General features: G+C 70.0%; 2 protein-coding genes. Both read left to right on the top strand.

The window, feature by feature from the left end:
• Window positions 1-675 precede the first annotated feature (675 nt).
• The gene (locus GT045_RS03000) at window positions 676-2,172 is read left to right on the top strand and encodes a bifunctional cytidylyltransferase/SDR family oxidoreductase (protein WP_161333202.1); all 1,497 of its coding nucleotides are present in this window, start codon (window positions 676-678) and stop codon (window positions 2,170-2,172) included.
• Window positions 2,173-2,293: 121 nt separating this feature from the next.
• On the top strand, window positions 2,294-4,405 hold the full coding sequence (locus tag GT045_RS02995) for a hypothetical protein (RefSeq protein ID WP_161333203.1): 2,112 nt from the start codon (window positions 2,294-2,296) through the stop codon (window positions 4,403-4,405).
• Window positions 4,406-4,430 lie beyond the last annotated feature (25 nt).

The following is a 4,430-nucleotide window of genomic DNA, read 5'->3' as shown; positions in this document are numbered from 1 at the left end:
ACCGCCTGACCGCCTGACCGCCTGACCGCCTGCCGGGCGACCGGCGGTACGGCGTCCTACGCGTCGTCACGCATCCCCTGCGGCACGGGAACCTTCCCGTGCCGCAGGGGATTTTTCTTCGTCCCGACCCGACGCCCTCGGAACCGGCGCGGGCGAGCCGGGCGCAGGGAGGACGAGGCTTAACTTCCGCTAACCATGCGGGAAGAGCCGTGGAGGGCATCACGGATTTCCCGTGCTTTCGCCGAGCCGCGGAACTCCCTGAGAATCTCATTAATAAAGCGGCGGCCCGCACTATCGCTCACCGGCCCGGCCGAGATCGAGATGCGAGGAGCCCTCGCTGTGAATTACACAGCAAAATGTGGCCGACTCCTTCGCATTCCCGGTCCGTTCGCGACCATGCGCCGCCCCATATGAAGAACCCGTGCACCTGTGTATCCCGGGGCGTGAAGATGTGCACACTGCGGGGCGAGTTACCCACAGCCCCGTTTCCATGGAATCTGTGGACTTACTCACAGGTATTTCACAGGCGTTCACTTCACCTCTCGCCCGACACCAGGAACGCAAGATGAACGAGAGGTTGCGCGCACATATGCCGAGCACATCACGCGCCTTGCATCGCGCTTACCGGGAGTGCAACTATTCCCCGGTTCCCTGTCCCCCCTAGGTAGGTCATCTGTGTCCCAGTACATAGCCAAGCCCCGTACCACCGCAGTGATCCTGGCTGGTGGAACCGGTCAGCGAGTGGGTCTTTCGATTCCCAAGCAGCTGCTGAAGATCGCCGGTAAGGCAGTCATCGAGCACACCCTGGCCACCTTCGAAAGCGCCGACTCGATCGACGACGTCATCGTGCTGATGACGCCTGGCTACGTACCCGACGTGGAGAAGCTCGTCGCAAAGGCCGGCTTCACCAAGGTGAAGAAAGTCATCGAGGGCGGCTCGACACGGAACGAGACCACGGAGCGCGCCATCGCCGCGCTCGGCGAGGGCCTGGCCGAGGGCGAGGACCGCAACGTCCTCTTCCACGACGCCGTACGTCCGCTGCTCTCGCAGCGCGTCATCGACGACTGCGTGGCCGCGCTGGACCGCTACCAGGCGGTGGACGTCGCCATCCCGTCCGCGGACACCATCATCGTCACCCGTACCCACGGCGAGGACGGTGAGTTCATCACGGAGATCCCGGACCGCTCCCGGCTGCGCCGCGGCCAGACCCCGCAGGCATTCAAGCTGTCCACGATCCGCCACGCCTACGAGGTCGCGGCGGGCGACCCCCACTTCGAGGCCACCGACGACTGCTCGGTGGTCCTCAAGTACCTGCCCGACGTGCCGGTCCACGTGGTCGCGGGTGACGAGTACAACATGAAGGTGACGCAGCCGGTCGACGTCTTCATCGCCGACAAGCTGTTCCAGCTCGCCTCCACCGCCGCACCCGAGCAGATCGGTGAGGACTCCTACCACGACCTGCTCACCGGCAAGACCTTCGTGATCTTCGGCGGCTCCTACGGCATCGGGAAGGACCTCGCCGAACTCGCGGAGAGCTACGGCGCGAACGTCTACGCGCTGGGCCGCTCCACCACCGGCACCCACGTGGAGAACCCGGAGGAGGTCGACGACGCGCTGTCCACGGCGTACGCGGAGACCGGCCGGATCGACTACGTCGTCAACACCGCGGGCGTGCTGCGCATCGGCAGGCTCGCCGAGACCGACAGCGCCGCCATCGAGGAGGCGCTGAAGGTCAACTACCTGGCCCCGGTGCAGATCGCGCGCGCCGCCTACAAGTACCTGGCCGAGACCGAGGGCCAGCTGCTCCTCTACACGTCCAGCAGTTACACCCGCGGCCGCGCCGAGTACTCCCTGTACTCCTCCACCAAGGCGGCCATGGTGAACCTCACCCAGGCGCTGTCCGACGAGTGGGCCGCCGACGGCGTCCGCGTCAACTGCATCAACCCCGAGCGCACCGCCACACCGATGCGCACCAAGGCGTTCGGCGCGGAGCCCGCGGGCAGCCTGCTCTCCTCCGAGGCCGTGGCCGGCACCTCCCTCGACGTGCTGCTGTCGGAGCTGACCGGGCACGTCATCGACGTCCGCCGGCAGGACCCGACCGCCGACGCGGCCAAGGCCTCCGGCTTCGACCAGGCGCTCGCCTCGCTGCTGGACCGGCAGGGCAGCATGTGACCCCCCCGGGCGCTTGGCCGGACCGTCGGGCCGCCGCGGCTGCTCATTCACCGAACAGAACTGGCACCCCCCTCCCTGAGCAGGTTTCTCCGTGATCTCCACCGCTATTCGCGTCGCCCGGGTGGGCAGCGCGGCCGAGCTGGCCGCGGCGGCCCTCCTGGTACTGGGCTTCCCGGCGCTCATGCTGGCCGCGCTCGTCCCGAGCGTCCCCGCGTTCGCGGCCGTGTCCGCCGTGACGTACCTGGCCGACCACCATCTGCACCGCAAGGGCAGCTATCTGGTCAACCGCCTCAGCAAGGTCCGGGCCGGCCTGTCGATCCGCTTCCTGATCAGGCAGCTGCTGCTGGTCCTGCTGCTGGCCCGCCTGTCCCTCTCGGACGACCTGATCTTCTACGGCGCGGTCGCCTGCTTCATCGCCTTCTACGGTCTCCAGGCCCCCCACGGCGCACTGGTCACCCTCATCCGCAACCGCCGCCGGATGCCGGTCGCCACCCGCAACATCGACCTGAAGTCCCGCCTCCGCATCCCGGACGCCCCGCCGCGCCTGCTGATGCACCGCTCCGCGGAGAAGATGCTCCACCTGGACCTGCTGGCCCTCGCAGGCATCCTGGTCTCCGCCCGACCGGGCTCCGCCGTCGCCGGCTTCACCGGCATCGGCCTCACCGTCGGCCTGGGCTGCCTCTACGTCCTCGTCCTCGTGCCGTACGTGCGCGGCCGGAAGGTCCCGCCGCGGCCCGACACCGTCCTCGCCGCCGTGGACGACTGGCTGACCGGCTACCGGCCCGAGACGGTCCTGTACTTCTCCGGCTCCAAGGACTCCGCCTACCAGGCCGACATGTGGCTGGAGACGATGGAGCGGCTGGAGACCCGGCCGCTGATCATCCTCCGCGAGCGCGCCATCCTGAACAGCCTCGCGCCCACCACGGTCCCCGTCGTCTGCGTGCCGGGAGGGGTGCACCTGATGAACCTGGACCTGTCCACCGTGCGCGTCGCCCTGTACGCGGCCAACGTCGGCAAGAACATCCACCTGCTGCGCGTCCCGACGATGAAGCACGTCTTCATCGGCCACGGCGACAGCGACAAGCTCGCCAGCGTCAATCCGTACAGCAAGGTCTACGACGAGGTGTGGACCGCCGGCCGCGCCGGCCGCGACCGCTACGCCATCGCCGACGTCGGCGTCCGCGACGACGACATCGTGGAGGTCGGCCGCCCCCAGCTCGCACCCATCCGGGGCCGGCGGGACGTGAGCGGGGACCGCGTCCCCACGGTCCTGTACGCCCCGACCTGGGAGGGCTGGGACGGCAACCCCGGCAACACCTCGATCGTGCTGGCCGGCGAGAACATCGTGCAGCGGCTGATCACCGCCGATCCGCCGGTCCGCGTCCTGTACAAGCCGCACCCCTTCACCGGCAACGTCAGCAAGGACGCCAGGGCCGCCCACCGGCGCATCGCCGCCCTGGTCGAACAGGCCGCCGCCGAGCGCGCCGCCGACCCCCGCTTCACCGCGGACGACGCGGCCATGGACCGGGCCGCCGCCCAGCTGGCCCGGATCGAGGCCCGGCTCGCCGAACTGGCCGGCGCCGGGGGCACCAGGGGCGACGAGGCCGAGGCCACCCGTGACGGCATCGCCGACCCGGACCGGCACGCGGAGACCGCCCGGCTGCGCGCCGAGTGGAACGACGCCTACTGGCGCTCCTTCCCGTCGTACGAGCACCGCGTCGTCAAGGGCGCCCAGCCGCGCCTGTACGACTGCTTCAACGCCTCCGACGCGATGGTCTCCGACATCTCCTCCGTGGTCTCCGACTTCATCGCGAGCGGAAAGCCGTACGCGGTCACCGACTCCGGCGAGGTGGGGGCCGAGGAGTTCAGGCGGCAGAACACGGCCGTGCGCGCCGCGGTGATCCTCTCCAACGACGCGGCCGAGCTGGGCGGACTGCTGGACGCCGTGCGCGACCCGGCCGCCGACCCGCTGGCGGACGCGCGCGCGGAGCTGAAGCGGTACCTGCTCGGTCCGGACGAGCCGAGGTCGATCGACCGGTTCGGCACCGCGGTCGCCGACCTGGCCCGCAAGGCCGAGATCCGCGACATCGGCCGGCAGGCCCGGCCCGGCGCGGCGAACGCCGACCCCGCCGAGGCGGCCGAGCTGAGCAACGCGGTGCCGGGCCAGCGTGCCGCGTCCGCCGAAGAGTCGCAGAGCGTGTCGCGGGCGGATCGCGGGCCGGCCGCCGGCTGACCGCGAGCCGGCCACGGGCCGCCGC

This window comes from Streptomyces sp. SID486 (assembly GCF_009865385.1).
Taxonomy (GTDB): domain Bacteria; phylum Actinomycetota; class Actinomycetes; order Streptomycetales; family Streptomycetaceae; genus Streptomyces.
Note: the sequence above shows the minus strand (reverse complement) of the source record. Positions and strands in the feature narration are given on the sequence as shown.